General features: G+C 62.9%; 15 protein-coding genes and 1 pseudogene. 11 read left to right on the top strand and 5 right to left on the bottom strand.

Features of this window, described 5'->3' with window-relative positions; translation table 11 throughout:
• Positions 1-271: 271 nt before the first annotated feature.
• Positions 272-1,096, bottom strand: a complete 825-nt coding sequence (locus ACZ9BC_RS09405) for an alpha/beta fold hydrolase (protein ID WP_476245695.1) — start codon at positions 1,094-1,096, stop codon at positions 272-274.
• A gap of 159 nt (positions 1,097-1,255) precedes the next feature.
• On the opposite strand from ACZ9BC_RS09405, the gene ACZ9BC_RS09400 reads away from it, so the two are divergent.
• Complete coding sequence (locus tag ACZ9BC_RS09400) at positions 1,256-2,488, top strand: saccharopine dehydrogenase family protein (RefSeq protein ID WP_476245694.1); 1,233 nt, start codon at positions 1,256-1,258, stop codon at positions 2,486-2,488.
• A gap of 116 nt (positions 2,489-2,604) precedes the next feature.
• Here the strand turns inward: ACZ9BC_RS09400 and ACZ9BC_RS09395 are convergent, their stop codons facing one another.
• Positions 2,605-3,297: a carbohydrate ABC transporter permease gene (locus tag ACZ9BC_RS09395; RefSeq protein WP_476245693.1), complete on the bottom strand. Its 693-nt coding sequence runs from the start codon at positions 3,295-3,297 to the stop codon at positions 2,605-2,607.
• Positions 3,298-3,889: 592 nt separating this feature from the next.
• On the opposite strand from ACZ9BC_RS09395, the gene ACZ9BC_RS09390 reads away from it, so the two are divergent.
• The 7 genes and pseudogenes from ACZ9BC_RS09390 (at position 3,890) to metH (ending at position 15,800) form a co-directional block, all read left to right on the top strand.
• Entirely contained in the window at positions 3,890-4,489 is a 600-nt protein-coding gene (locus ACZ9BC_RS09390; protein ID WP_476245692.1) for an LURP-one-related family protein, read from the top strand.
• 157 nt (positions 4,490-4,646) lie between these two features.
• On the top strand, positions 4,647-6,395 hold the full coding sequence (locus ACZ9BC_RS09385; RefSeq protein ID WP_476245691.1) for an ABC transporter ATP-binding protein: 1,749 nt from the start codon (positions 4,647-4,649) through the stop codon (positions 6,393-6,395).
• Positions 6,392-8,413: an ABC transporter ATP-binding protein gene (locus ACZ9BC_RS09380; RefSeq protein WP_476245690.1), complete on the top strand. Its 2,022-nt coding sequence runs from the start codon at positions 6,392-6,394 to the stop codon at positions 8,411-8,413. The genes ACZ9BC_RS09385 and ACZ9BC_RS09380 overlap by 4 nt, the downstream gene beginning before the upstream one ends.
• A gap of 121 nt (positions 8,414-8,534) precedes the next feature.
• Positions 8,535-9,908: an ATP-binding protein gene (locus ACZ9BC_RS09375; RefSeq protein WP_476245689.1), complete on the top strand. Its 1,374-nt coding sequence runs from the start codon at positions 8,535-8,537 to the stop codon at positions 9,906-9,908.
• Between the two features lie 507 nt (positions 9,909-10,415).
• A pseudogene (locus tag ACZ9BC_RS09370) lies at positions 10,416-10,913 on the top strand (homocysteine S-methyltransferase family protein).
• Positions 10,914-10,937: 24 nt separating this feature from the next.
• Complete coding sequence (locus ACZ9BC_RS09365) at positions 10,938-11,846, top strand: hypothetical protein (protein ID WP_476245688.1); 909 nt, start codon at positions 10,938-10,940, stop codon at positions 11,844-11,846.
• 309 nt (positions 11,847-12,155) lie between these two features.
• Positions 12,156-15,800: a methionine synthase gene (gene metH / locus ACZ9BC_RS09360; protein ID WP_476245687.1), complete on the top strand. Its 3,645-nt coding sequence runs from the start codon at positions 12,156-12,158 to the stop codon at positions 15,798-15,800.
• 148 nt (positions 15,801-15,948) lie between these two features.
• On the opposite strand, the gene ACZ9BC_RS09355 is transcribed toward metH, so the two are convergent.
• From ACZ9BC_RS09355 to ACZ9BC_RS09345, 3 genes are all read right to left on the bottom strand, one after another.
• Complete coding sequence (locus tag ACZ9BC_RS09355; RefSeq protein ID WP_476245686.1) at positions 15,949-18,570, bottom strand: GH32 C-terminal domain-containing protein; 2,622 nt, start codon at positions 18,568-18,570, stop codon at positions 15,949-15,951.
• A 259-nt stretch (positions 18,571-18,829) separates the two neighbouring features.
• Entirely contained in the window at positions 18,830-19,123 is a 294-nt protein-coding gene (locus tag ACZ9BC_RS09350) for a putative quinol monooxygenase (protein ID WP_476245685.1), read from the bottom strand.
• Between the two features lie 49 nt (positions 19,124-19,172).
• Complete coding sequence (locus ACZ9BC_RS09345; protein WP_476245982.1) at positions 19,173-20,171, bottom strand: LacI family DNA-binding transcriptional regulator; 999 nt, start codon at positions 20,169-20,171, stop codon at positions 19,173-19,175.
• A 165-nt stretch (positions 20,172-20,336) separates the two neighbouring features.
• Between ACZ9BC_RS09345 and ACZ9BC_RS09340 the strand changes: the two genes are divergently transcribed.
• The 3 genes from ACZ9BC_RS09340 to ACZ9BC_RS09330 all read left to right on the top strand — a co-directional run bounded on the left by ACZ9BC_RS09340 (position 20,337) and on the right by ACZ9BC_RS09330 (position 23,401).
• Positions 20,337-21,455: a substrate-binding domain-containing protein gene (locus tag ACZ9BC_RS09340; RefSeq protein WP_476245684.1), complete on the top strand. Its 1,119-nt coding sequence runs from the start codon at positions 20,337-20,339 to the stop codon at positions 21,453-21,455.
• Positions 21,456-21,563: 108 nt separating this feature from the next.
• Positions 21,564-22,610 (top strand): ABC transporter permease, encoded by a 1,047-nt coding sequence (locus ACZ9BC_RS09335; RefSeq protein ID WP_476245683.1) that lies wholly within the window; start codon positions 21,564-21,566, stop codon positions 22,608-22,610.
• Positions 22,607-23,401 carry an ATP-binding cassette domain-containing protein gene (locus tag ACZ9BC_RS09330; RefSeq protein ID WP_476245682.1) on the top strand — a complete coding sequence of 265 codons (795 nt, stop codon included), beginning with the start codon at positions 22,607-22,609 and terminating at the stop codon, positions 23,399-23,401. Before ACZ9BC_RS09335 ends, ACZ9BC_RS09330 begins: the two co-directional genes overlap by 4 nt.
• Positions 23,402-23,439: the final 38 nt, after the last annotated feature.

Here is a 23,439-nt window from a genome sequence, read left to right as displayed (position 1 = left end):
CGTCTCATCAAAGATCGTTATGTAAGCCGTTCCACGCAGCAGATCGTGGAGCCGATCGCAGCGATCCAACTTGTGGAATGGTGTGGGTGCCGCGTAGAGCGGTTCTGACCTCCCGCCCGGGAAACGCCACGAACGAGGGGGGAACACCCCCTTTTGCGGGCACTACCCACGCCTGTATCAAAAGGGTGGCGCAGGTTCTGGTAAACCGTCTCCGTGATCCCATAATCGAGGGCAAGGATGGCTTTCGAAATGCCGGGGCGTGCGGCGCCTGTCACGAGCGGGTGTCGAGGTAGTGCAGAATCGCCCGAGCCGTTTCTTCAGGAGCGCTGACGTGGGGGCAGTGCCCGGTGGCCTGAAGCTGCATGAGGGTGCTGTGTTCCAGATTCTTGTGCAGGTAGGCGCCCACTTCCGGCGGGGCAAGGCGATCGTCGGAGCACTGCAGAATCAGGCAGTTGGTGCGCAACTTTTTCAGTTGAGGGCGGGTGTCGGAAAAGAAGGTTACCTCGGCGAAGTGGCGTGCGATGGCCGGATTTGTCCGGCAGAAGCTGGCACGCAGGTCCTCCGCTAATTCCGGCTCCTGCGGGTTGCCCATGACCATGGGCGCCAAGGCCGCGGCCCAGGCGAAATAGTTGCTGTCCAGGGATGCCAGCAGGCCCTCGATGTCTTCCCGCGAAAACCCGCCCACGTAACCGTCATACGGGTCATCAGTATGACGGGGTGAAGGAGCAAGCAGGGCAAGGTGGGAGAAACGGTTGGGGTCCTGCACGGCAGCGATCACGGCAATCATTGTGCTGACACTGTGGCCCACCAGGATGACGTCCTCAAGCTCGAGGGCGGCGCAAATCTCGAGCAGGTCCGACGCGTACCCGTCCAGGGACCCGTACTTCTCCCAGTCATATGCGCTGATGTCGGAGTTTCCCGCACCAACATGATCAAAAAGAACCAGCCGGTAATCATCAACGAAGTAGGGCAGCAGCTTGCGCCACATGGCCTGGTCGCAGCCAAAACCGTGGGCAAACATCATGACAGGCCCATCATCCCGGCCGGTTGTGGTGACATTGTTCCGGCCGATTACCGCAGCAACTGCTTCGATCACATTCTCACTGACGCTCGCGTAGGGTGGTCTCCTGCCCCAGACTATCCACGGGAAATAAAGAATCCTAGGGATTCTTCCACTATGACGGTCAAGGTGAGGTCGATTCAAAACAAGGAGCCGTGTGTCAGCTTGGAGTTGCCGCTGTGACAGGCTGCAGTTATGGACACCTCATCTCGGGAACATGACCTCGTTCTCTACGGAGCGACGGGTTTCGTTGGCCGACTGATCGCGGGCTACGTCGCGGAAAATGCACCGGCCGGTATGCGAGTCGGACTCGCGGGCCGGTCGAGGTCCAGACTCGCCGCGGTTCGGTCGCAGTTGCCGGCCGAGGCAGAGGGATGGGCCCTCATCGAAGCCGACTCGGAGGACGCGGACTCGATTGCCGCCCTGGCCGCGGGCACGCGCGTGCTCTTCACAACCGTCGGTCCATACGCGAAACACGGACTACCCGTCGTCGCCGCCTGCGCACGGGCCGGTACGCACTACGCCGACCTCACCGGTGAGGTGTCCTTCGTCCGGGAGGCGATCGACCGTTACGACGCTCTGGCCAGGACGAGCGGGGCCCGGATCGTGCACTCGTGCGGCTACGATTCGGTGCCGTCCGACCTCGCTGTACTGCTGCTTCATCAGGCGGCAGAAGCCGATGGCGCTGGTGCCTTGGTCGAGGTCCAACTTGTTGCTACGGCCAAGGGTGGCATCAGCGGAGGCACGCTCGAATCGATGCGCGGGCAGCTCGACGCGATGCGATCGAGCACCGCTTTGAGGTCATTAGCCGCGGACCCCTACGCTCTGAGCCCGGACCGCACACGGGAACCGACGACACAACAGCCTCCTGACGCCGGTCCTGTGCGCCGTTCCGATAACGGCACCTGGACCGCGCCTTTCGTCATGGCCCCGTTCAACACCCGGATAGTGCGCCGCAGCAACGCCTTGCAGGGCTGGGCCTACGGCCGTTCCCTTCAGTACGGCGAGGTGATGGGGGTGGCACGGGGACCGGCCGGAGCAGTCATCGCCAGGGCAACGGCACTCGGGCTGCGGGCATTCACAGGCGCGATGGCGTTCCCTCCGACCCGGAGGGTGCTTGACCGCTTTCTTCCGGCACCGGGTGTGGGTCCGAGCACCAGCACGCAGCGCGCGGGCTGGTTCCACTCCCAGGTGACCGCCCGCACCGAGGACGGGCACCGATACCAGGCGGTTGCTGCTGGCCCCGGTGATCCCGGCTATGCCGCCACCGCCGTGATGGCAGGCGAGACCGCACTCGCTCTTGCCCTCGACGGTGACCGGCTGCCCGCCGCGAAAGGGTCGCTGACACCCGCCACTGCACTCGGCAACGTGCTCATACAGCGACTCCGCGCGGCCGGCCACACTTACCATGTAACCAAACTCGCCTGAATTTAGGTCCTGCGGGTCAGCTGATAGCGAGGCAATTTCGGGGGTTCCAGAAATGCATGACCAACGCCGGCAGCCGGGCATCGCGTGCCCAACTGCCGGCGTTGAATGTGGTGTGGTCAGTCGACGAGGCCGCCCGAGAGCCCCTTACCAAGCCACTTCCGGGCAAGGATGCCGAAGATGACAGGCGGCAGGATGCCCAGGGTGCTTGCGGCGAACATCGATCCCCACTCCACCTGGAAGGCCCCGAAGTACCCGGGGATCGTAGTGGGGAAGGTGTTAGCTGTCCGCTGGGTGAGGACGAACGCGTAGAAGAACTCGTTCCAGGTAAGAATAAACACCAGGGTCGCGGTCGCAATGACACCGGATGCCGCCATGGGAAGCGAAACCCTACGGAACACGCCCCACTCCGTGAGGCCGTCCACCAAACCGGCCTCTTCAACTTCCGCAGGGATGTCCAGGAAGAAGCCGTGCATCATCCAGATGCCGAAGGCCAGGTTGTAGACGATATAGACGGCGATGATTCCGGCGTACGTATCGATGAGGCCTGCGCCGGATGCCAGGAGATAGATCGGCAGTGCGAAAACCACGGCAGGGCCCATACGCGTGCCCAGGACCAGGAACAGGAAGCGGTCCTTGTGCTTGCCCTTCATCCGGGCAAGCGCGTGGCCTCCCATGGCGGAGAGCACGACGACGATGGCCGTGGTGACCAGGGCGATGAGGAAGCTGTTGAACAATGCCCGCGGGAAGGCGCTGCCCAGGACCCGCTCGAAGGAGGTCCAGTCCGGAGCCTGGAGCCAGTCGGTGGGCATCTGGCGCCAGTCCACCTGAGGTGTGACTGCGATGCCTGGAATACGACTTCGAGGAGATTTGGGGAGTCTCGCAATTCACCTTCGAAGCCTTCGCCCTTGGCACCCTCGGCTCCATCCTTGCCCTGGGGATCGTGGGCTATATCCGCGGCAGGAAGGTACGTGAAGCTGTCTCACCGGCCGCCCCTGTCGAGGACGCCGGAATCCTCCTGTCCGAAGGCTGACCGGCCGGAGCAGGGATCCCCCGCACGGATGCCGGCGAAATGCCCAGGCCAACTCCGCAGCCAGTAACGAAGGAACATCTATGAGTAACCCGCCGTTCCAGGTCGGCAGGCTCGTGACAACTCTCGAGGGCGCAAGCGACAGCCCCAGCGGCAGCAACCCCCTCCCGGTCCGATAGGGAAGGCCGATCGACCGTATGCAGGCAGGTGACCTGTACGCGGTGCTGGATGATTGGATCTCGGCGAACTGGATCTCGTCTGGTCATCATCACCTGCTACACAGAGGATCCTTAGGGTAAGAACATACCGTCCAGGCCAGCCCGCGACCTGCTGGCTAGGTCAAACCATCCGAGACCGCTCCAACGAGGACCGACATGACCGCAGAACTTTTACAGGGCATCGAGCGCTTCACCGTGACACAGAAGCTCACCCTGATGGTGAATCGCTACGAAATACGTTCCGCCACTGGAGACGGGCAGGCCGGGCACCTGCTCGCCGTCGCCCAGCAGAAGCGGGCCGCTTTCAAGGAGCAGGTGACCTTTTACCAGGACGAGTCGAGGACCATGCCGATCTTCTCCTTCAAGGCCCGGCAGCGCATCGACCTCGGCGCGACGTACGACGTGCTGGACGCCAATGGACAACCAATTGGCAACTTCCGTAAGGACTTTGCCAAATCCCTGCTGCGGTCGACGTGGCACCTCGAAGCGTCCGGGCTGAAAGTCACCGGAAGTGAACGCAACGTTGGCGTCGCCCTCGGCCGGCGCATATGGGAAGCGACGCCGATTGGTGATGTGGTCCCTTCGCCCTTCCGTTTCCACTTCGACTTTGTCGACACGAACGGAGAGGTGCTCATGACATCAGAGCGGGAAAGGTCCCTGCGGGACCGGTACCTCATCACCCTTCCGGGTGCACGACTCGATGGCAGGGTTGCGGCGGCTATGGCAGTCGCACTGGATGCTCTGCAGTCCCGATAAGCCTGAGAAAGCGACAGGACGAACGCGCTGCCCGGGAGCAACTACGCCCTCCGAGAACCGCCTCAACTTCTCCTCCACAAGCGCGTCCCCACCCCAGCCTCCGGACGTAAACTGACCTTCGCACCACAACTTGTGGACACTGTGTCAGGAGCCGCCCATGCTCTGGAAGCTGCTTGTTGAATACGTCCGGCCGCACCGGAAGCTGCTGGCCGCCGTCGTAATTTTCCAGCTGGCGCAGTCCATCGCGTCCCTGTACCTGCCCACGCTGAACGCCGACATCATCGACGAGGGCGTGGCCAAGGGCAACGTCGGGTACATCCTCAGCCTGGGGGGCGTGATGCTGGGGATCACCCTGCTGCAGATCGTCTGCGCGGTCATCGCCGTGTACTTCGCGGCGAAGGCGGCGATGGGCGTGGGCCGGGACCTCCGGGACGCGATCTTCACAAGGGTGGGCGACTTCTCCGAGCAGGAGGTAACCAAATTCGGCGCAGCCAGCCTCATCACACGGTCCACCAACGACGTCCAGCAGGTCCAGCAGCTGGTGCTGATGTCCGGCACCATGCTGGTCACCGCGCCCATGCTGAGTATCGGCGGGGTGATCATGGCCGTGCGGCAGGACGCGCAGCTGTCCTGGCTGATCGCCGTCGCCGTCCCGGTGCTGCTGATCGCCGTCGGCCTGATCACCGTCCGGATGGTGCCGCTGTTCCGCAAGATGCAGAAGCGGATCGACACCGTGAACCGGGTCCTCCGCGAGCAGCTCACCGGCATCCGCGTGGTGCGCGCCTTCGTCCGCGAGGACATCGAGACCGAACGCTTCGCCCGCGCCAACGAGGACGTCACGGACACCGCCCTGCGCGCCGGCCGGCTCATGGCGCTCGCGTTCCCCATGGTCATGCTGGTCCTCAACGTCTCGTCCGTGGCCGTGATCTGGTTCGGCTCGTTCCGCATCCAGGACGGGTCCATGCAGGTGGGCACGCTCATCGCGTTCCTGAGCTACCTGCTGCAGATCCTGATGTCCGTCATGATGGCCACGTTCATGGCCGTGATGATCCCGCGCGCCGCGGTGTCCGGGGACCGGATCGGGGAGGTGCTGCGGACCGAGTCGAGCGTCCGGCCGCCGCTTCATCCCGTCAGTACGACGGCGGCACAGGACGGCCGCCGGCGCGGCGAGCTGGAGATGCGCGACGTCGGATTCGCCTACCCGGGTGCCGACCAGCCGGTCCTCACCGGGATCAGCTTCACCGCCAGGGCAGGGCAGACGACGGCGATCATCGGCAGCACCGGCGCCGGCAAGACCACCCTGGTGAACCTCATGCCCCGGCTGTTCGATGCCACGGAAGGCTCGGTCCGGATGAACGGCGTGGACGTCCGCGAGCTGCACCCGGACCTGCTCTGGGGGCACATCGGCCTGGTTCCGCAGCGGCCCTACCTGTTCAGCGGCACCGTCCGCAGCAACCTGCTCTACGGCAAGCCGGACGCCACCGAGGACGAGCTCTGGCAAGCGCTGGAGATCGCCCAGGCCCGCGACTTCGTGGAGCGAATGGACGAGGGGCTGGATGCGCCCATCAGCCAGGGCGGCACCAACGTCTCCGGCGGGCAGCGGCAGCGGCTGGCCATCGCCCGGGCCTTGGTGAAACGGCCCGAGCTGTACATCTTCGACGACTCGTTCTCCTCGCTGGACACCGGCACCGACGCCCGGCTCCGGCAGGCGCTCAAGCGCAGCACCGCCGGCGCCACGCTGGTGATCATCGCCCAGCGCGTCTCCAGCATTGTGGATGCGGACCAGATCTTAGTGCTCGACGACGGCAGGATCGTGGGGCGCGGAACGCACCGCGAGCTGCTGGAGACCTCGGAGACGTACCGCGAGATCGTCTCCTCCCAGCTGGCAGCGGAGGAGACGGTATGAGCGCGCCGCACCGCCCGCCGTCGTCCGCTGCCGGTACCGCGCCCGGGGCCAAAACGGCAAGCGCCGACGTCGTCCGCATCCCCCGCCCGGCAGGCGGCCCGGGGCGCGGCGGGCCGTTCGCGGGGATGAACGTCCCGGCGGAGAAGGCGATGAACTTCTGGCCGTCGGCCAAGCGGCTGATGGGGACGCTGCGGCCGGAGCGGGCGTGGCTGCTGCTGGTGTTCGTGACGGCGGTGGCCGGGGTGGCGCTGTCCGTGATCGGGCCGCGGCTGCTGGGGGAGGGCACCAACCTGATCTTCGCCGGCGTGGTGTCCCGGGAGCTGCAGGCCGGGACGAGCAAGGAGCAGGTGATTGCGCAGCTGCGGGCGTCCGGGGAGGGGCAGCGCGCGGACATGCTCAGCGCGATGGACCTGGTGCCGGGGCAGGGGATCGACTTCGCGGCGCTGGGCAGTGTGCTGACGTGGGCGCTGGTGCTGTATGTGCTGTCGTCGGCGTTTATGTGGGTGCAGGCGTATGTGCTGAACGGGGTGGTGCAGCGGACGGTGTTCGGGCTGCGGGAGCGGATCGAGGCGAAAATCAACCGGCTGCCGCTGCGGTATTTCGATTCGATCCAGCGCGGCGAGCTGCTCAGCCGGGTCACCAACGACGTCGACAACATCTCCCAAAGCCTGCAGCAGACCATCAGCCAGGCGGTCACGTCGGTGCTGACCGTGGTGGGTGTGCTGGTGATGATGGTGATCCTGTCGCCCACGCTGGCGCTGATCGCGCTGGTGACCATTCCACTGACGCTGGGGCTGACGGCGCTGATCGCCAAGCGCTCGCAAAAGCTGTTCGTGGCGCAGTGGAAGCACACGGGGGAGCTGAACGGGCAGATCGAGGAGACGTACACCGGGCATGCGCTGGTGAAGGTGTTCGGCCGGCAGCAGGAGGTGGGGGAGCGGTTCCGGCAGAAGAACGCGGAGCTGTATGAGGCCAGCTTTGGCGCCCAGTTCATTTCCGGGCTGATCATGCCGGCCATGACGTTCATCGGGAACCTGGTGTATGTGGGGATCGCCGTGGTGGGCGGGCTGCAGGTGGCGTCCGGGGCGATGCAGCTGGGCGATGTGCAGGCGTTCATCCAGTACTCGCGGCAGTTCACCATGCCGCTGGCGCAGCTGGGGTCCATGGCGAACGTGCTGCAGTCCGGGGTGGCGTCGGCTGAACGGGTGTTCTCTTTGCTGGACGAGGAGGAGGAGTCTGTGGAGCCGGCCCCTTCTACCGGGCCTGTGTTCGGGCGGGGGCGGCTGGTGTTCTCGGATGTGTCATTCTCGTATTCGGCGGAGCAGCCACTGATCTCCTCGCTGTCCCTGGTGGCGGAGCCGGGGCAGACGGTGGCGATTGTGGGGCCCACCGGGGCGGGGAAGACCACGCTGGTAAACCTGATGATGCGGTTCTACGAGATTGATGCGGGGCGGATAACGCTCGACGGCGTGGACGTCACCTCGGTGCCGCGGCGCGAGCTGCGCTCGCGGATGGGGATGGTGCTGCAGGATACGTGGCTGTTCGCGGGGACCATCCGGGACAACATTGCATATGGGCGGCCTTCGGCTACTGAAGCTGAAATTCTGGAGGCGGCGCGGGCGACGTATGTGGACCGGTTCGTGCGGTCGCTGCCTGACGGGTACGACACTCTGCTTGAGGACGAGGGGTCCAACGTGTCTGCCGGGGAGAAGCAGCTGCTGACGATTGCCCGGGCGTTCCTAGCGCGGCCGTCGGTGCTGATCCTGGACGAGGCCACTTCGTCTGTGGATACCCGGACTGAGGTGCTGGTGCAGAAGGCGATGAGTGCCCTGCGGTCCGACCGGACTTCCTTTGTCATTGCGCACCGCCTGTCCACGATCCGCGACGCCGACCTCATCCTGGTGATGGAGGCCGGCCAGATCGTGGAGCAGGGCACGCACGCTTCACTGCTTGCCGCGGGTGGGGCTTATGCGCGGCTGTATGAGGCGCAGTTCGCCGCTCCGGCGGCGGAGGTTTAGACAAACAGACCCGTAATAATTAGCTTCACCGCGCACTTGTTGAGGTGTTGGATTGTGGGCAATACCCACCACGACACGATAACGTCTAAAAGTTAGGAGCTTGAGGCAGTAGGCTTGCAATGTGCAAATTATCGACGTGCCTGCAGATAAAGTTGTCAGCCTCCTTAGCCGGACAGAGGGACACTTCCTTGACTTTAAAGCCATAGATATTTCCCCGGGTAAGCTGACCAAGGCGCTTGCAGCGTTCAATAACGCCGATGGCGGTGACCTTTTCGTGGGCATTGATGAGAATAACGGCCTCTTTGAGTGGCGTGGATTCAACGATGTTGAGGATGCAAACGGGCACCTTCAGGCTTTCGAACAGGTATCGCCATTCGGTGAAGACTTGCAAGGAGAGTTCCTTCGATCACCGGATCATCCTGGCCTCGTTCTGCACGTCAATGCTCTCAAGTCTCGATTTGTTAGGACTTCTACCGACGGCAAGGTATACAAACGCCTCGGCGCACAGTCTCTCCAAGTGCCTGAAGGGGAAGGTCTCGTCGCGCTCCGTCGGTTGAAGGGGCTGGAGTCTTTCGAGGACGAGACTCTGTCTATTCCTCTCGAAGCCGTAACAAATTCCACTCCGATCATTGAGTACCTGCTCGAAGCCGTTCCTTCGGCGGAGCCGGATATCTACCTGCGTGGACAGTATCTGATTCACGGTTCGCGGCCCACCGTAGCCGCAACGCTTCTTTTCGCTGACCAGCCCCAGGCGGCGCTCCCAAAAAGGTGCGGCATAAAGGTTTATCGCTATTCGAGCAACGTTGCCGAAAGGGACAAACTTGTTTCCGATCCTCAAACGATTGAGGGGCACTTATACAGGCAGGCATATGCCGCGGTCGATGCAACTGTGGATAAAATCTCTGAATCGCGATTTTTGGATGCTGATGGCCTGCGGACCGTCAAGTACCCCAAGGAGACTCTGCATGAAATTATTACAAACGCGATTCTCCATCGCGACTACAGCATTTTAGATGACGTGCACATACGCATCTATGAGAACAGAATAGAAGTGCAAAGTCCTGGACGGCTCCCGGGACATATCACGCCGGACAACATCTTGGACGAACGTCTCAGTAGGAACCCTAACCTTGTGAGGCACCTGAACCGCTTCCCGGATCCTCCTAATAAAGACGTTGGGGAAGGGCTAGACACAGCTTTCGCATCTATGCGTAAGCTGAACCTCCGTCCACCGGAGATCAAACAGTTGGAGAACGCTGTCGTCGTCGTGATCCGGCACGAAAGCCTAGCCTCTCCGGCTCAGCAAGTGGTGGAGTACCTAAAGCACAATCCCAGCATTAGAAACAGCCAGGCGCGGGAGCTCGTGAGCATTGAATCTGAAAGCAAGATGAAGAAGATTCTTCAAAGTCTTGTTGACGCTGGCGAAATTGAGCACGTGCCAGGTACCGCGCGACGAGGCTACGCTTACAGGCGCGTCGAGCAGTCTAGCTCCTAATCGAACTACATGTGTTGCTCAAGGAATGGGGCGGGAAACCGCTAGCTCACTAGTGAGAAACCGGTTCCCGGTCGCCAAATGCAACAGGATGTGCGCCAGCTCCGTTGGGGGCAGCGGGGTGCGGGTATCTGCGCTCTCGGAATCACGTCAACAGGTGTCCTCAAGCCACCAAAAGCCTAGTTCATCCTGTCCTCCCAGCCTTTTGCCGTTACGGCGCACGCTTCCCATGCACTAGAGGGCAGTCGCCACAGTGCTTCGGCACGCTGCGCACTGCCCGAGGGAGCCGCTGTCTCGTTCGAGACAGGAGAGCACGAAAACATTACTCGGCATTCCCGGGCTCAGATTGTTGATGCATTTCCAATGGCTGGTCCGTTGGTGCCCCTGAGTGCATGACCTCTATGCTCCGCTCTTCACTTGACTTGATATTGAGTCCGTGCCGCGCCTTGTCCGTTCACAGGAGCTGCTGGATGCCGTGAAACCACCCGGGTCGTCATTGCCTAAGGCGCGATGGGCACCATGACGCAAGGCCGGAGCCTGTCGCTCGAGGACGACTTCCAGGGGCCCGAGGGCTGCAACGAGATCCTCAATGACACCCGGCCGGACGTCCTCGCCGACATCCACAACGCCTACTTCGCTACGGGCTTTGACGCGGTCGAGACCAACACGTTCGGCGCGAACTGGTCCAACCTCTCCGACTACGGCATCGACGACCGGATCAGAGGGCTCGCCCGCGACGGGCAGAAGCGGCAGAAAAAACTGACGGCCGGACGCGCTGGGTCCTCGGCTCCATAGGGCAGGGCAGTAAGTTGCCCAGCCTCGGCCACACCACCTACGACTACCTCAAAGCAGACCTTCGCCCTGCAGGCCGAGAGCTCCATCGACGGGGGAGTGGATGCGTTCCTCATCGAAACCAACCAGGATCTCCTGCAGACCAAAGCCGCGGTCAACGGCTGCAAGCAGGCCATCGTCTCCCGCGGCATCCCGCTCTCCATCCAGCTATGTTGACCGCGCGTTGGATACGTTTAAGCCATGCCGACTAAATCGCCAAGAGCGGAAGTGCTGGTGAAGCGTGTCTTGGCGCAGGAAGCCAATGCGATCTTAAGGGCCTCCAAAGCTGCGCTCCAGGTATATGCGGCGCCGCTGGAGGGCTCAACGTTGCGACAGGACACAGACTGGGCCGCTAAAAGTGAACACGCGAAAGAAATCAAAGCTGTCTTCTACAACGCCGCGGACACCGTCTATTCACTTTTGAGAATCTGTGAAGAGTACCGCAAAGGATTAGAGGCCTTGATTGAAGCGGAGGCCATGCTCCCCCTGCCCATAATGAACTGCAGCCGAGCTATACACGAAGCTGTTTTGCGGATCTGTTCGCTAACCGACCCTGGCTTAACGTCTCAAGAGCGACTGGCTCGTGCCGCGGCAAATTTCCTGGGATACGTGCAGGGGGGCATCCCCATTCTGCACCTCCTGGATACAGTGCTCCCGGAGAAGGGCGACCTGCCAAGGGTGACTGAAGTCAGGGAAGAGGCCATTGAACTGTTTAGCCGTATTGGGCTCCAAGTGAAAGTCAAGGAGAGTACGGGGCAGGCGCAAAACGTTCGGTACGGAGAAACGGTTGCCAACGTCGATCTAAAAATTACAGATTTAAGCCTGAAACATACCCGGAAGGTCCATTTTGCCTGGGGGCTTAACTCTGGCGCAGCTCATTCGAATTTGTGGCTCTCCAACGGACTGAGCGGTCCTTGGGACCAGATATTGGTTACCGCAGTGTTTCCTCTTCTAGATGTATCTGATGCCCTCACAACCAATTTGCTCGGATACCTGGGCATGCCGACTAAGGACATTCATATTGCTACGCACACGAGGCGGCTTGTGCTTATGAATCGCACGGGTCCGTCCGGGGTGTACGCGGATCAAGCCACGTACCGTATGAGCTAGAGCAGCCGAGATCGGCAATACGTTGTCACAGCGATCGAGTGGAAAGGTGCCCCGATAGTATGAAAGTGCAGTTAGGGGCTCCAGCGCTAGTAGGCAGGGTGGCGCGGGTCTCCGTCCAGAGCGGTAGCGGACGAGCCCCGCGAAATTGTACGCCTCGCATTCCAAGGTTCCGGGGAAAGCCAGGTCAGACCCGACGTGCGCCATTGGTATTAGGTCGTGTGTAGACCCTCCCGAAGGTTTCAGACCACTCCCGTCGTAGTACACGGACACACAGCGCAACGTTCGAGCCCGCGCACGTAACCTGTTTAGATGCCTCGTTTTGCGCTTGATATTGAGTCCGTGCCCCGCCCTGCCCGTGCGCAGGAGCTGCTGGATGCCGTGAACCACCGGGTCGTCATTGCCGACGGCGCGATGGGCACGATGCTGCAGGGCCGGGACCTGTCCCTGGAAACAGACTTCCTGGGGCTCGAAGGCTGCAACGAGATCCTCAACGACACCCGCCCGGATGTCCTCGCCGACATTCACGACGCGTACTTCGCCACAGGCATCGATGCTGTCGAAACCAACACCTTCGGCGCCAACTGGTCCAACCTCTCCGACTACGGCATCGACGACCGCATCGAAGAATTGGCCCGCAAGGGTGCCGAGATCGCCCGCGAACGCGCTGAAGCGGCAGAAAAAACGGACGGACGCATGCGATGGGTCCTGGGCTCCATGGGGCCGGGCACCAAGCTCCCCAGCCTCGGGCACACCTCCTACGACTACCTCAAGCAGACCTTCGCACTGCAGGCCGAGGGCCTCATCGACGGGGGAGCGGACGCCTTCCTCATCGAAACCAGCCAGGACCTCCTGCAGACCAAAGCCGCGGTCAACGGCTGCAAGCAGGCCATCGTCACCCGCGGCATCCGGCTCCCCATCTTCGTCGAGGTGACCGTCGAAACCACCGGCACCATGCTCATGGGCTCCGAAATCGGCGCCGCGCTCACAGCACTCGAGCCGCTCGGCGTCGACGCCATCGGCCTGAACTGCGCCACCGGGCCCGACGAAATGAGCGAGCACCTCCGCCACCTCTCCAAGCAATCCTCCGTCGCCATCGCCTGCATGCCCAACGCCGGCTTGCCGGTGCTCGGCCCCAACGGCGCGCACTACCCGCTCTCACCCACCGAACTCGCCACCGCCCACGAGCAGTTCGTCCGCGAGTTCGGCCTGGGCCTGGTGGGCGGCTGCTGCGGTACGACGCCGGAACACATGGCCGCCGTCGTCGAACGCCTTGCGCCCTTCCGCGCCGGCGGAACGGTCACCAAGAGCGAAGACGGCCCCGCCCGCACCCCCACTGAGAGGGAAGCCGGCATCGCTTCCCTCTACCACCACGTGCCGTTCGACCAGGATTCCGCGTACCTCGCCATTGGTGAGCGCACCAATGCCAACGGTTCCAAGGCGTTCCGCCAGGCCATGCTCGAAGAGCGCTGGGACGACTGCGTGGACATCGCCCGTGAGCAGGTCCGCGTCGGCGCGCACCTGCTGGACGTCTGCATCGACTACGTGGGGCGCGACGGCGTGGCCGACATTAAGGAGGTCGTCTCACGTTTCGCATCCGCCTCCACCCTCCCGCTCGTCATCGACTCCACGGAACCGCCCGTGCTGCAGGCCGGGCTGGAACTCATCGGCGGCCGCCCGGTGGTCAACTCCGTCAACTACGAGGACGGCGACGGCCCCAACAGCCGCTTCGCGCGCATCATGCCGCTGGTGAAGGAACACGGCACCGCCGTGATCGCCCTGACGATTGACGAACAGGGCCAGGCACGCACCACCGAAGGCAAGGTGGCTATCGCCTCCCGCCTCGTCGATGCGCTGGTGGGCGAGTGGGGGATGCGCGTGGAGGACATCATCGTCGACGCCCTGACCTTCCCCATCGCCACCGGCCAGGAAGAGACCCGCCGGGACGGCATCGAAACCATAGAGGCCATCCGCCAGATCACCGCGAAGTACCCCGGCATCAACACCACGCTCGGCGTCTCCAACGTGTCCTTCGGCCTGAACCCGGCAGCGCGCGTCGTCCTGAACTCGGTGTTCCTGCACGAGGCCGCGCAGGCTGGCCTCACCAGCGGCATCATTGACGCCGCCAAGATCGTGCCGCTCGCCTCCCTGCCGGAAGAGCAGCGCAAGGTGGCGCTGGACCTCGTCTGGGACCGCCGCGAATACGACGCCGACGGCAACACCACCTACGACCCCCTGGCCGTCATGCTGGACATGTTCGCCGGCGTCGACACCGCAGCGCTCAAGGACAAGCGCGCCGCTGAACTTGCAGCCCTGCCCACCGGCCAGCGACTGGAACGGCGCATCATCGACGGCGAAGGCAAGGGCCTCGAAGAGGACCTGGACCTGGCCCGCAGCGAGGGACTGACCCCGCTCGGCATCATCAACGACCACCTGCTCGAGGGCATGAAGGTGGTGGGCGAGCGCTTCGGCGCCGGCGAGATGCAGCTGCCGTTCGTGCTGCAGTCCGCCGAGGTGATGAAGAACGCCGTCGCGCTGCTCGAGCCGCACATGGAGAAGTCGGATTCCTCCGGCAAGGGCACCATGGTGATCGCCACCGTGCGCGGCGACGTGCACGACATCGGCAAGAACCTGGTGGACATCATCCTCACCAACAACGGCTACAAAGTCATCAACATCGGCATCAAGCAGGGCATCGCCGAGATCATGGCCGCGGCCGAGGAGCACAACGCCGACGTGATCGGTATGTCCGGGCTGCTGGTGAAATCCACCGTAGTGATGAAGGAGAACCTGGCTGAGCTGCAGTCCCGCGGCCTGGCGAAGAAGTGGCCCATCATCCTCGGCGGCGCTGCCCTTACCCGCGCCTACGTGGAGCAGGACCTGGCCGAGCAGTTTGACGGCGTGGTCAGGTACGCCAAGGACGCCTTCGAGGGCCTCGCCCTCATGGAACCGCTGGTGCGCGTCGCCCGCGGCGAGTCACCGGACGACGTCGGCCTTCCGCCTTTGAAGAAGCGCATCCACAAGGGCGGCGCGAAGTTCACGGTAACCGAGCCGGAAGCGATGCCCGGCCGGTCCGACGTCGCCACCGATAACCCTGTGCCCGCGCCGCCGTTTTGGGGCACGCGCATTGTGCGCGGTGTGGCACTCCACGACTATGCGGCCTTGCTTGACGAGCGCGCCACGTTCATGGGGCAGTGGGGGCTCAAGCCCGGCCGCGGAGATGACGGCGCCTCCTACGAGGAACTGGTGGAACGCGAGGGCCGGCCGCGCCTGCGCTACTGGCTGGACCGGATCCTCGCCGAGGGCATGCTCGACGCGTCCGTCGCCTACGGCTACTTCCCGGTGGTTTCTGAGGGGGAGCAGGTGGTGGTGCTGCACCACGGGGAGGATCACGACGGCGTCCTGGGCGCCGCGGGCCTGCTCGCCCCTGATGGTGGTTCAGGCGGTCCGATCGGCACCGACCGGCTGCGGTTCGACTTCCCGCGCCAGCGGCGCGACCGGCACCTGTGCCTGGCCGACTTTGTGAAGTCGCGCGAGTCCGGGCAGATCGATGTGCTGCCGGTGCAGCTGGTTACCGCCGGCTCGAAGATCGAGGAGTTCACGTCCAAGATGTTTGCCGCCAACCAGTACCGCGACTACTACGAGCTCAATGGCCTGGTCATGCAGCTCACCGAGGCGCTTGCGGAGTTCTGGCATGCGCGGATCCGCAAGGAGCTGGGGTTCGCGGCCGAGGAGCCCAAGGACACGGCAGGGTATTTCAAGCTCGACTACCGCGGTGCTCGCTTCTCGCTCGGCTACCCCGCGTGCCCGGACATGGAGGACCGCCGCAAGGTGACGGAGCTGCTGAAGCCGGAGCGGATGGGCGTTGTTTTGAGCGATGAGCTGATGCTGCACCCCGAGCAGTCCACCGACGCGTTCGTGTTCCACCACCCGGAGGCGAAGTACTTCAAGGTGTGAGTTGGTGGTGGTCCCTGCCTGCCGGAACAGGCACTGTCAAGTGCCTCTGTTACACCTGGAAAGCTGAAGGGACTGGGCCCGGTGTAAAGACCGAACCCAGTCCCTTCAGCTCCAGCTCGCAGGTGAGCTGGTCATAGTGTGGGGCGTGTTATTTCTTTTCGGGGAGGAACATTGCCTTTTCCAGCGGTGTCACGGTGAGTGATTTGAGCTGGGCGGTACCGCCTTCGGCGAAGAGGGCCATCTTGTCGGCTCCCGGGTTGGGGAATACCTGGTCGGTGATGGTCTTCAGGCCGTTCTGGGCGAACACCTCCACGGAGGAGCGGTCGAGGTAGATACGCATGGTGACGTTCCCGTTCTTGTCCAGCGTGACGGGGGCGTCCTCGATGGAAGCGAAGGCCGGGTGGAACGTGGTGTTGCCGGATTTTGTGCGGTCAACAAACATCTTGCCGGTCGTGGCATCGTAGCCAATGACGGTGGCCGACTGTCCGTCGCCGAGGACTGTGATGCCGGATTTTGTTGCGGTACCGGGGGCGAAGGTGATGTCCACCTGCTGCACCTGGCCTGCCGACTGCGCAGGCAGCGGGTGCGTTCCTGCGGAAATCGGGCCGCCCTTCTTATCGCTATAGCTGACTTTCCCTCCCAGGTTTTCCACTTGCTTTACGGCGCTTTGGGTGAGGCGCGGTCCGTCAGGGGTTTGGGTGAGTTTCACTTCACGGGGGAGGGCCATGGCGCTGCGCCAGGGGTTGGTTGGGGTGTTGTTGGCGTAGTCCCAGTTGCTCATCCAGCCCAGCATTACCCGCTTGTCGTCGGGCATGTTGGCGAAGGATACGGTGGCGTAGTAGTCCCGTCCGTAATCCAGCCAGTCATAGGACTCCAGCCGGGACGCAGCTGGCGTGGGGCTTGCCGTGAATTCATCCGCGAGGATGTGCCCCCAGCCGAACCTGTTGTTATCGACGACCTTGATGTGTGCCTGCTGGCCCACGAATTCCTTGACATCCCATGATGCCCAGTCCAAGGATTCACTGTCGTTGCCGGTGGCCGTACGGACCACCTGTCCGTTGACTACCAGGTTCACCGTTTCTTCATCGGACCTGGGAACAGCGGCAGTGTCAGTGAGCATGACGTGGTCAAGGGTCAGGTGTCCCCACCCGCCGGTAGCTTGGTCAACGATGCGCAGCTGGGCGTTTTGCCCAGCGAATTCGGAGACGTCCCAGCCTTTCCAGTTCAGCAGCCCGCCGTTGTCGCCGGCCAGGGAGCGGACCACGTTGCCATTAATGAGCAGTTCGACTGCGAGGGTTTGTCCCGAGTCGGCGGACCGGTTGCCGCCTCCTACCAACATGCTCATGAAATTCTTCGTGATGGGGAACTCGGGTGATGTCAGGGTACCTTGGCGGTCATCACCTGGTACCGTACCGGATTCGAACGTGTTGATCCGTTTGGCGCCAATGTAATAGTCCCCGCCGCTGGTGGCTGGCTGGAAATTGGGGGTCAGGTCTCCGGTGCCGGTCCAGTCTGCATCGGCCAGGGTAGTTCCGTCGGGAACCTCGAAGCCTTCAAACTTGAGCTCTCCCTCGGGCGGGTTGTTGTCCAGCTTGTCGGAGACGTGCGGGTGCTTGCCTCCGCCCACGAGGAAGTTCAAGTAGTCGTCGGTCACGGTGAATGTCGGTGACTGCATGGAACCCAGAGGCCAGTCCCCATCATTGAAGGAGTTGATCAGTCCGCTGTCGCCGAACCCGGTCACGGGGCTCTGGCCGGGCAGGGAACCGGTCGCTGGGGCGTCACCGAAGGGACCATTCTTCCAGTTGCCCGGTTCGTTGTTCACCGTCCAGCCGTTGTAGGTTCCGTCGTTGAACCCGGCCAGGACTGTTCCAGCCGGTGGGGCAGTGGCTGGTTCGGTGGTTTCGGAGGTGAACGTGGTGCCGTCGAAGTTGCCCACGAAGTACTGGACGGCAGAGCCTCCAGCGACGCCGCCGGGGTTGATGCTGACTATCATGACCCATTTGACGTTGTTCGGGTCCCCGTCAACAGCCAAGGGGAACAGATCCGGGCATTCCCACTGCCCGCCGGTGGCGTTGGCGGGCCCAAAGTCGCTCAGTGCCGTCCAGTCCTTGAGGTTGTCGGACTTGTAGAGGACAACCTTGTGCTCCTGCGATTCCACCGCAGTCATGACCCAGTAGCCTCCGCCGGCCGGGTTGTCATACCAGAAGACCTTCGGGTCGCGGAAGTTCGCTGAGTTCCGGTTCAGGACGGGGTTGCCGTCGTACTTGGTCCATGTCTGGCCGTCGTCCAGGCTGTAGGCCAGGGACTGGGCCTGCAGGCCGCGGTGCGGGGACGCTTCCTTGTAGGCACTGGTGTAGATCGCGATCAGGGGCGGGTTTTCCGCGGTACCCAGCCCGGACGTGTTGTTTTTGTCCACGACGACGCTGCCGGAGAAGACATCTTCCTGGGCATCGGTGGAGATGGCCAGCGGCTGCTCTTCCCAATGGACGAGGTCCTTGGACGTGGCGTGGCCCCAGGACATGTTCCCCCACGTGTTCCCGGAGGGGTTGTGCTGGTAGTACATGTGGTAGACGCCCTTGTGGAAGACGAGCCCGTTGGGGTCGTTCATCCAGTTCTTTTCCGGCGTGTAGTGGATGGCCGGCCGGTACTGCTCATCCCCGAGTTCGGCACCGGACGCTGGGATGGCGCCGGCCAGTGCTGCGGCGAGCGAGAGGATGGCCAGTGTCAGTGCAGAGACGCTGCGCGTGCTCCGCATTGTGGATTGTTTCATGTTGCTTGTGTCGCCCTTCATTGCGCGTGTCTAGCCAGTAGACAACGTTGTCAGCCAATGCGTCGGACTCTAAAAGATGTCTATTGGACAAGTCAACGGTCATTTGGTGGCCGATTTTCTTGACTCTGAATGCGGCGTTGGGCACGGGGACGACGATTGGCCCCGCGTCCGCAGGACGGGGGCTGAGGTGTATGAATGGGCTGCCCGAGAGGTAAAACCCCTGGGCCGCGCCTACTCTACTGTCGCTGTTTTAGCTGGGCTATACGACCGGGTTGAGCCATGTCAGCTCCGAGGCGTCACCTTCGATGTGATCGGATAATTCCCCGTTGAACCTGGCTCCGTAGTCGGCGTTGATGTGCTCCTGGAACGCGGCTTCATCCCGGTAGACCTCGAAGACGAAGTATTCCCGGGGATTTTCTTCACGGGTGTAGGGGAGAAACAGTTCGTTGCCTGGTTCGTTCCGGACGTGGTGGGTCAATTCGGCCATCATTTCGGCAACGCGGGCCTCACTGCCGGCTTTGACGGTGAATTCGGCATACAAGGTCTTGGTCATGATTTCTCTCTTCATGTTGGTTTTGCAGAGGTGAAGTTTTTCTTGGGGGTTATGCCGGCGGGCGGATTTCGCCGGAGCCTCTTTGGATGAGCTCGGAGGGGACAATGTAGGTCTGCGCAGGTTGATCGTCGCCATCGATCCTGGCCAGAAGCCGTTCGGCCGACTTGACGCCGATCCGCTCCGGGTGTTGAGCGATGACAGTAACTCCGGGGTCCATCATGTCGGCAAGTGTGAAGTCGTCAAACCCGACAAGCGCCACCCGCTTCTGGACGCCAAGCTCCTTCAGCGCGCGCATGGTTCCGAAGGTGACGAGGTTCTGGCTGGAGAAGATTGCCGTTGGAGGATCCTCGGAACTCAACAGTTCATGGGCTGCCCGCCTCGCTGCTTCCTCATCATGGAGATTGTCGATGACGGGTAGTTCGGAGGTGGGAAGTCCTGCCTTGCCGATCTCCTCGAGGAAGCCGCGCCGGCGCTCCCGCGCAGTTTGGATGTCTGTGCGGTCGCCCAGGTAGGCCAATTTGGTGTGTCCGTGCATCAGCAGATGTGCGGCCGCTGTGCCCGCGCCCACTGCGTTGTCAGTGACCACAGCATCTGCGTCAACCCCTACCGGCTCCCGGTCAATGAAGACCATTGGCAGGTTTCTGGAGTGCTCCGGGATCATATATGCCTGGTTTTTAGCGATCGGTGTCAGGACAAGGCCGTCGACCCGCCTGCCGAGGAAAGCGGCGATGATGGCCTGCTCCCGTTGAGGGTCGTCGTCGAGACTGGCGGCGAAAACGGCTATGCCGCGGGCGCCAAGCGCATCCTCCATGGCCCGGTGTATCTCACCGCTGAACGGGTTGGAAACACTGGGCAGCAGGAGGCCGACCGAGAGAGTCCTTCTGCCCGCCCGGCGAAGGCTGCCGGCCGTGACGTCCAGCTGGTAGTTGAGCTGCGCGATGGCATCGAGCACCTTTTGCCGGGTGGCCTCGGATACTCCGGCCTCGTTGTTGATCACCCGTGAAACGGTTTTGATCCCCACGCCCGCGAGTGCTGCCACGTGACGCATCGTGGGCCGGGTGGGGGACAGAGGTGGCTGGTAACGATCGGACATCGTTGTCAAGAAAGTCGCTCCTTCTCGTTCTTTTGCTATTGACTCTAGCGTGTGATCCTGCTTACCTCGTCTATGACATCGTTGTCGAGGCCATGATGGCCTCAAACACCAGGAGATTCAATGTTGAGTTCCAAGTCCCACCTTGCAACCGCCACCCGCATCTTTGCGGCAGGAGCGGCCCTGACCTTAGGAACGCTTAGCCTGTCCGCTTGTGGAGGAAGTTCCACCGCGCCGGGTGCCAGCGAAGGCACGTCAGGCGAAAAAGTCGGCGTCTCCCTGATCGTCAAGACCACGACGAACCCGTTCTTTGTTTCAATGCAGGACGGAGCGAAGAAAGCCGCAGAGGCTGACGGTGTAGACCTCAAACTGGCCGCCGGCAAGGCGGACGGCGACGAAGATACGCAGATCCAGGCAATCGAAAACGCCATCTCCAAGGGCGACAAGGGCATCCTCATCACGCCCAACGGCCCCTCCGTGGTGGACGCGCTGCAGAAAGCCCGGGACGCCGGCCTGTTCGTTATCGCATTGGACACCCCGCCGGACCCCGCCGACGCCGCAGACATCACGTTCGCCACCGACAACTTCGCCGCCGGCGAGCTGATCGGCAAGTGGACGGCAGCACAGCTGGACGGCAAGAAGGCCACCATCGCCCTCGTCGACCTCTTCGATGACAAGGTCGTCTCCGTGGACTACAACCGCGACCAGGGCTTCCTGACCGGACTCGGCATCGATACTGCCGATCCCAAGAAGAACGGTGATGAGGCCAAGACCGGAAAGTACACCGGCGGCAAGGGCGGGGAATACGAAATCGTCGGCAACCAGGCCTCCCAGGGTGCCGAAGACGGCGGCCGGACGGCCATGGAAACCCTCCTGTCGAGCAATCCCGACATCAACGTCATCTACACCATCAACGAACCTGCGGCAGCGGGAGCATTCGAGGCCTTGAAGTCAGCCGGCAAGGACAAAGACGTGCTCGTCGTATCAATCGACGGCGGCTGCACCGGCGTGAACAACGTCAAGTCCGGCATCATCGGTGCCACGGCACAGCAGTACCCCGTGAAGATGGCCGAACTCGGCGTCAAGGCAATCGTGGACCTGGCCAAGACCGGGAACAAGCCGGCGAACTCCGAAGGCCTGGACTTCTACAACACCGGTGTCGAGCTCGTCACCGACAAGCCGGCCGACGGCATCAAGAGCATCACCACCACCGAAGCTTCCGAGATCTGCTGGGGCAAGTAAAACCCCCGCTACCCGTCCGGGGAGGCCGCGCTCCGCTCCGGCCTCCCCGGCGCACCACTTCCGCGTTAGCTACGCCCCAGCAACCATCACCAAAGATCAGGACCAACCGTGACCCAGCAACAGACCGCCGGCCCGCCCAGCGCCGGGCATGCCGACCTGGCGGAGGAATTCCTTGACCGCCAGACCCCGCTCAGCCGCATCCGCAACATCCTGCACCGTTACCCCGCCGTCAGCCCCGCCCTTGTCCTTCTGATCGCGGTGGTCGTGTTCGGCCTGCTCAATGACAGATTCCTGCGGGTCGAAAACCTCTCACTGATTACTCAGCAGGTCTCCGTCGTAGGCACCCTGGCCATAGCCCAGACACTCATCATCCTTACGGCCGGCATCGACCTGTCCGTCGGCGCCGTCATGATCCTCTCCTCCATGGTCGTGGCCCAGCTCGCCGTCAACAACGGACTGCCCGCCCCTGTTGCCCTGCTTGCAGGCCTGGTGGTCGGACTCGCGGCAGGAGCCCTGAACGGATTCCTGGTCACCAGGTTCCGGCTCCCACCCTTCATCGTTACCCTGGGCACGCTGAACATCTTCATCGCCCTGACACTGCTCTACTCCAACGGTGCGACCGTGCGCGGTTCGGCCATGCCGGACCTGCTGACCTGGACCGGCAGCACCTTCCCCGTAGGGCCGGTGCGCATCTCAACAGGCGTCGTCGTGATGCTTCTGCTGTACGTGGCCATCGCATTCATCCTGGGCAAAACCGCCTGGGGCCGGCACGTCTACGCCGTGGGCGATGACAAGGAAGCCGCGCGCCTGGCCGGCATCGCCGTGAACAAAGTCCTCATGAGCGTCTACCTCGCCGCCGGCGCCGTCCTGGCCATCGGCGCCTGGATCCAGATCGGCCGCACCAACGCAGCCAGCCCCAACGCCGGTGTGGACCTGAACCTGGACTCCATCACCGCCGTCGTCATCGGCGGAACCAGCCTCTTCGGCGGCCGCGGCTCCGTCTGGGGAACCCTCCTCGGCGCCTTGATCGTCGGCGTCTTCCGCAACGGACTCTCCCTCGCAGGGCTGGACGTTCTGTACCAGACCCTGGCGGTAGGCGTCCTGATCATCCTCGCTGTGTCCATTGACCAGTGGATCCGAAAGGTCAAGTCATGACCATGACAGAATCAGCAACCGCCGGCACCGCCACGCGCGAGCCCATCCTGAAGGCCAGGAACCTCGTCAAGACCTTCGGCCGCGTCGTCGGCCTGGACGGCGTCAGCCTCGACCTGTACCCGGGGGAAGTCCTGGCAGTGATCGGCGACAACGGCGCGGGCAAATCAACCCTGATCAAATGCCTGACCGGAGCAGAAGTCCCCGATTCCGGTGAGCTCTTTGTCTCAGGACAGCCTGTGCATTTCAAACGGCCCCAGGACGCCCGCGCTCACGGCATCGAGACGGTCTACCAGAACCTTGCCGTGTCGCCGGCACTCGATGTGGCATCAAACCTGTTCCTCGGCAGGGAAGAGCGGGTCCCGGGTCCGCTGGGCAAGATCTTCCGCGTCCTGGACACGAAGGGAATGCGCCGCAAAGCCAAGGACGAGCTCACACGGCTCGGCATCTCCACCCTCCAGGACGTCACCGTCCCCGTGGAGAACCTGTCCGGCGGCCAGCGCCAGGCTGTCGCCGTTGCCCGCGCCGCGGCGTTTGGTTCAAAGGTTGTCGTGCTGGATGAGCCGACGGCGGCATTGGGCGTGCGCGAATCCAACCAGGTCCTGCAACTGGTCCGGGACCTCCGGGACCGCGGCCTGCCGGTCATCCTCATCAGCCACAACATGCCCCACGTCTTCGATGTGGCAGACAGGATCCACATCCAGCGCCTCGGCAAATGCGCGGCCACGATCACGCCTCAAACCCACACCATGACCGAAGCAGTTGCGATCATGACCGGCGCAGCCTCCGCCTAACCAACTGCTGCCCTTACGTCAGTCCGCGCACCGGTTAC

The sequence above is a fragment of the Pseudarthrobacter sp. TE3704 genome (assembly GCF_056279405.1).
This window is presented reverse-complemented; position numbering and strand designations above follow the sequence as displayed.

What these genes read in the sequence shown, in the direction of transcription:
- ACZ9BC_RS09390 (WP_476245692.1), top strand. Translation starts at nt 3,890, where the DNA reads ATGACCGCAGAACTTTTACAGGGCATCGAGCGCTTCACCGTGACACAG.
- ACZ9BC_RS09385 (WP_476245691.1), top strand. Translation starts at nt 4,647, where the DNA reads ATGCTCTGGAAGCTGCTTGTTGAATACGTCCGGCCGCACCGGAAGCTG.
- ACZ9BC_RS09345 (WP_476245982.1), bottom strand. Translation starts at nt 20,171, where the DNA reads ATGCGTCACGTGGCAGCACTCGCGGGCGTGGGGATCAAAACCGTTTCA.
- metH (WP_476245687.1), top strand. Translation starts at nt 12,156, where the DNA reads ATGCCTCGTTTTGCGCTTGATATTGAGTCCGTGCCCCGCCCTGCCCGT.
- ACZ9BC_RS09365 (WP_476245688.1), top strand. Translation starts at nt 10,938, where the DNA reads ATGCCGACTAAATCGCCAAGAGCGGAAGTGCTGGTGAAGCGTGTCTTG.
- ACZ9BC_RS09340 (WP_476245684.1), top strand. Translation starts at nt 20,337, where the DNA reads ATGTTGAGTTCCAAGTCCCACCTTGCAACCGCCACCCGCATCTTTGCG.
- ACZ9BC_RS09355 (WP_476245686.1), bottom strand. Translation starts at nt 18,570, where the DNA reads ATGAAACAATCCACAATGCGGAGCACGCGCAGCGTCTCTGCACTGACA.
- ACZ9BC_RS09395 (WP_476245693.1), bottom strand. Translation starts at nt 3,297, where the DNA reads ATGCCCACCGACTGGCTCCAGGCTCCGGACTGGACCTCCTTCGAGCGG.
- ACZ9BC_RS09380 (WP_476245690.1), top strand. Translation starts at nt 6,392, where the DNA reads ATGAGCGCGCCGCACCGCCCGCCGTCGTCCGCTGCCGGTACCGCGCCC.
- ACZ9BC_RS09400 (WP_476245694.1), top strand. Translation starts at nt 1,256, where the DNA reads ATGGACACCTCATCTCGGGAACATGACCTCGTTCTCTACGGAGCGACG.
- ACZ9BC_RS09350 (WP_476245685.1), bottom strand. Translation starts at nt 19,123, where the DNA reads ATGACCAAGACCTTGTATGCCGAATTCACCGTCAAAGCCGGCAGTGAG.
- ACZ9BC_RS09330 (WP_476245682.1), top strand. Translation starts at nt 22,607, where the DNA reads ATGACCATGACAGAATCAGCAACCGCCGGCACCGCCACGCGCGAGCCC.